Annotated in this window: 1 pseudogene; it reads right to left on the reverse strand. The window is 45.3% G+C overall.

What is annotated here, in order from left to right:
- Nucleotides 1–274, reverse strand: a pseudogene (locus UC75_RS22325) (D-lactate dehydrogenase); the annotation flags it as partial.

The following is a 274-nucleotide window of genomic DNA, read 5'->3' on the forward strand; positions in this document are numbered from 1 at the left end:
ATATCAAGCGCCACAATATCTTCAACCTCACTACGGTGCGTATCGCGGTAACGAATTGCCGCCCCTGCAATCGCAAAACGGTGTAAGAACGCCTTTCGACCTTCTTCTTCACTACACACGAAATAGTGACCTGACTGGTGTACAGCAAAATATTCTTTTAAAAACTGCTCGGTCTGAGCTTTTGAATTATTTTCGACACGCAGCACTAAATGGTGCTCATAACGGTCTCGATACTCGGTCATACGCTTAGGCAAATGGCTCGGTAAAAAGAAGG

It is taken from the genome of Acinetobacter sp. V2 (assembly GCF_001188385.1).
GTDB classification, from domain to species: domain Bacteria; phylum Pseudomonadota; class Gammaproteobacteria; order Pseudomonadales; family Moraxellaceae; genus Acinetobacter; species Acinetobacter oleivorans.